4 protein-coding genes, 1 rRNA gene and 1 pseudogene are annotated in these 4,170 nt (G+C 65.8%); 5 read left to right on the forward strand and 1 reads right to left on the reverse strand.

The genetic code is table 11. The features are described 5' to 3' along the window. The 5 genes and pseudogenes from ACM6LU_RS39065 to ACM6LU_RS39085 all read left to right on the forward strand — a co-directional run. Positions 1-133 (forward strand): annotated as a pseudogene (locus ACM6LU_RS39065) (lipoate synthase); the annotation flags it as partial. A 61-nt stretch (positions 134-194) separates the two neighbouring features. Then, positions 195-857, forward strand: a complete 663-nt coding sequence (locus tag ACM6LU_RS39070) for a DedA family protein (RefSeq protein ID WP_414942904.1) — start codon at positions 195-197, stop codon at positions 855-857. Positions 858-866: 9 nt separating this feature from the next. Continuing rightward, positions 867-1,733, forward strand: coding sequence for a patatin-like phospholipase family protein (locus tag ACM6LU_RS39075; RefSeq protein ID WP_414942905.1), 867 nt, complete (start codon positions 867-869; stop codon positions 1,731-1,733). 104 nt (positions 1,734-1,837) lie between these two features. Continuing rightward, positions 1,838-3,043 (forward strand): L,D-transpeptidase, encoded by a 1,206-nt coding sequence (locus ACM6LU_RS39080; RefSeq protein ID WP_414942906.1) that lies wholly within the window; start codon positions 1,838-1,840, stop codon positions 3,041-3,043. 15 nt (positions 3,044-3,058) lie between these two features. Further along, on the forward strand, positions 3,059-3,796 hold the full coding sequence (locus tag ACM6LU_RS39085; protein ID WP_414942907.1) for an SIR2 family NAD-dependent protein deacylase: 738 nt from the start codon (positions 3,059-3,061) through the stop codon (positions 3,794-3,796). 254 nt (positions 3,797-4,050) lie between these two features. On the opposite strand, the gene rrf is transcribed toward ACM6LU_RS39085, so the two are convergent. Beyond that, a 5S ribosomal RNA gene (gene rrf, locus ACM6LU_RS39090) occupies positions 4,051-4,167 on the reverse strand. Positions 4,168-4,170: the final 3 nt, after the last annotated feature.

Here is a 4,170-nt window from a genome sequence, read left to right on the forward strand (position 1 = left end):
GTCGTCGTATCGGGCCGGGCGTCTGTTCGCGCAGACGAAGGCTCACCGCGGTGAAGCATTGTCGGAGAACTTGGCCCACCTCGCCGCCGAAGGCCCCGCCGCCCAAGAAGCCAGCTCACTGCTGGCCCGGTGACTCCCGTCACCCTCTTCTCGAAGCCGCCACCCACCAGGTCACGAATCAGTAATGTGACCTGGTGGCGTTGGTAACGGATCTTCTCAACTGGCTGCAGGGACTCCCGGAACCGGGACTGGTCGCGGCGACCGGCGGACTGGTGTTCGCCGAATGCACCATCGGACTCGGCTTCATCGCGCCCGGCGAATCGGGGCTGCTGGTCGCGGCCACGACGGCGACGTCGGTCTCCCGTTTTCTGACGCTGTGGGCGGTCGTGACGGTCTGCGCCGCGCTCGGTGACTCACTCGGCTACGCGATCGGCAAACGCTTCGGCCCGCGTCTGCGCGAGACGAAGCTGATCCGCAAATACGGCCTCGAAGCCTGGGACAAGGCAACCGGCGTGCTCGAACGGCGAGGCGCGTGGGCGGTGTTCTTCGCGCGGTTCCTCCCGGTCATCCGCACGCTGACCCCGGCGGCGTCCGGAACGTCGGGCCTGCCCTTCCGCAAGTTCCTGCCCGCCGCCGCGGCGGGCGCGGCCTGCTGGTCGGCCATCCACATCGGTATCGGTGCCGCCCTCGGTGAAGCCGCGAAGAAGGTCGAAGGCGTGCTGAACACCGGCGGCCTGGCCATCGTCGGCGTGCTCGTCGGTGTCGCCGTGTTCTTCTTGCTGCGCTACAAGAAAAAGAAGGCGCTCGCCGGCACAGTCGAAGAAGCCACCCCGGCGAAGGTCGGCGCGGAGGACTAGATTCCGGGCATGGCCGCCTTGAACCTGCCCCAGCCGATCGGTTTCGTCCTCGGCGGTGGCGGCAGCCTCGGCGCCATGCAGGTCGGGATGCTGCAGGCGCTCTCGGAAGCCGGTATCGCCCCTGACCTCGTCGTCGGCACCTCGGTGGGTTCCCTGAACGCCGCCGTCCTCGCGCTCGGGGACGAATCGGGTGACCGGCTGAACCGCATCTGGTCGCGGATGACCCGGCACGAGGCGTTCCCCGGCGGAGTGCTCAGCCAGGTGCGGACCCTGCGGCACAGCAAGACCAACCTGTTCCCCAACACCGGTCTCGCCGCGATCCTCGACGAGCACATCGGCGAGGGCGTCCGCTTCGAGGATCTCGCGCTGCCACTGGGCGTCGTCGCGACGGACGTCGACACCGCCGAGCCGCTGCTGATCCGCTCAGGGCCCGTTCTGGCGCCGCTGCTGGCCAGCTGCGCGATCCCGGGGATCTATCCGCCGGTGCCGTTCGGGGACCGCATGCTCTACGACGGCGGCCTGGTCGCCAACGTGCCGATGCGCCAGGCGCTCGCGATGGGCGCGAAGTCGCTCGTCGTCCTCGACTGTGCCTTCCCCGGCAAGATGCCCGGGACCCCGCAGACCTTCGCCGAGGTGATGATGTTCACCGCGATGATCAGCATGCGGAACCAGGCCGTGCTGGAGGCCCCGATCGCCGCCGCCGCAGTGCCGGTGGTCTACGTGCCGGGCCCGAAGCCGGTGCGGGTCAGCCCGCTGGACTTCAGCCACACCACGACACTGACCGCCGAGGCCTACGAAGCCGCGAAGACCTATTTGGGTGAATTGAGCGTCGATGGCCCTGGTCTTTATGGTGCGCCAGGTCTCGTCGTAGCCTGACGAGCAACCAGCCGGCATCGATCACGTCTTCTTCGTCGCGTACTTTTGAAAGAGTACTTTCCGTTGATCGCGACGTAACTGGTTACTTTTAAAGAGAGACCCATATGCTTCCCAAGAGGACATTACTTTCGACGGCCGGAATACTCGCCGCGGCACTGCTGATCTCGGCCTGCTCATCCTCGGGCGACGCCGGAAACGGCGCTATGAATTCGACGGGCACCAGTGCCGAATCGGACGAAAGCCCGGTTTCGGTGACCATTGATCCGGCGGGCGGAGCCAATGTCAATCCGGCGACCCCGGTCGTCGTCAAGGCCGAGCACGGCAAACTGACCGACGTCACCGTCACCAACGCCGACAAGGGCAAACAGGTGAAGGGTGAGCTGGCGGCCGACGGGCTCAGCTGGAAGACGGTGGAACCCCTCGGATACGACAGCACCTACAAGATCGTGGCGCACGCCAAGGGGAACAACGGAAAGCCGGTCGAGCAGCAGAGCCGGGTCTCCACCTTGAGCCCGAAGCAGCAGGCGAACCCGAACCTGATCCCGGCGCCTTCGGCGGTCGCCTCCGGCGGTGTCGGTGTCGGGCAGCCGATCGTGTTCGCGTTCGGTCAGCCGGTGAAGAACAAGGCCGAGGTGGAGAAGAAGCTGTCAGTGGAGTCCACCCCGAAACAGGAGGGCTCCTGGTATTGGATCGACGACAAGAACGTCCATTACCGCCCCAAGGTGTACTGGCAGCCGGGGACGACGCTCAAGGCGTCGGCGATGATCTACGGGGTCGATTTCGGCAATGGCGTCTACGGTGCGACCGACCGCACCGAAACGTACAAGGTGCACGATTCCTGGGTCGCGAAGGCCGACGGCGACACCGAGCAGATGCAGATCTTCCACAACGGCCAGCTGGCGAAATCGATGCCCATTTCCATGGGCAAGGACGCCACGCCGACCCATGTGGGCGCACACGTCATTTCGGACAAACACGAGAATTACACGATGGACTCGTGCACCTACGGCGTCTGCCAGGGTCAGCCGGGGTACTACAAGGCCAACGAGAAGTGGTCGCTGCGCATCTCCAACGACGGTGAGTTCGTCCACGAGAACCCGAACAGTGTCGGCGCGCAGGGCAGCTCGAACGTGTCGCACGGCTGCGTCAACCTGAACGCCGCCAACGCCCAGTGGTTCTACCAGAACATGGGGCTCGGCGACGTCGTCGAGGTGACCAATTCCGGTGGCCCGCAACTGCCGGTTTGGGACCTCTACGGTGATTGGTCGAAGTCGTGGGCGGACTGGCAGGCGGGCAGCGCGATCAAGTAGGGGGATGATGGCCGGGTGACCACCCCCTTGAGCAAGGCCCGCTCACTCGTGGCCGGCGCCGGCCGGGTCGTCGCGCTGACCGGCGCCGGAATCTCCACGGACTCCGGGATCCCCGACTTCCGCGGCCCGCAGGGCCTGTGGACCCGCGATCCGACCGCGGAGAAGATGTCGAACCTCCAGGCGTATCAGGGCAGTCGCGAGGTCCGAGAGCGGACTTGGCAGGCGCGGCTGGTCCACCCAGGCTGGAAGGCTCGACCGAACGCCGCACATCACGCGCTCGTGCGCCTGTCGCCGACGCATGTCGTCACCCAGAACATCGACCGGCTGCACCAGAAGGCGGGTTCCCCGCCCGAGCGAGTGCTGGAGCTGCACGGGACGATGTTCGAGTCCGTCTGCCTGTCCTGTGACGATCACCAGGACATGCGCACGACGCTGAACCGCGTCCGGGCGGGCGAGACCGACCCGCTCTGCCTGGTCTGCGGCGGCATTCTGAAGTCCGCCACGATCTCGTTCGGCCAGCAACTGGACCGGAACCTGCTTCTCGCGGCTCGCGCCGCCGTCGAAGCGAGCGACCTCCTGCTGGTGGCCGGCTCGTCCCTGAAGGTGCAGCCCGCAGCCGGCCTGGTGAGCGCCGCTTCGCGAGCCGGTGCCGATGTCGTGATCTGCAATGGCTCCAAAACGCCCTACGACTCCATGGCCGCCGCGGTGGTCCGCGGCCCCCTCAGCGAGACCCTGCCCGCCCTAACCCCGTAACTCACGTGCTCAACCCCGTATCTCGCGTGCTTGGGCGGGTATCTCATGTGATCGGACGGAGAACTCGCGTGATTAAGCGGAGAACTCGCGTGATTAGGCGGCGAACATCGTGTTGTCCGTCCAGTCACGCGTGTTCGCCGTTCAATCACGCGTGTTCGCCGTTCAAGCACGGGTGTGGGGACGTAGAAAAGGGTCTGGGACCTGGGAGAACCTCTTGGGTTCTCAACCAGGTCCCAGACCCTTGTTCAAGGTTAGTCCGGCGGTGTCCTACTCTCCCACAACCCTTCGGTTGCAGTACCATCGGCGCTGTCAGGCTTAGCTTCCGGGTTCGGAATGGGACCGGGCGTTTCCCTGACGCTATAACCACCGAAACA

It is taken from the genome of Amycolatopsis sp. cmx-11-51 (assembly GCF_047608665.1).
Classification (GTDB): domain Bacteria; phylum Actinomycetota; class Actinomycetes; order Mycobacteriales; family Pseudonocardiaceae; genus Amycolatopsis.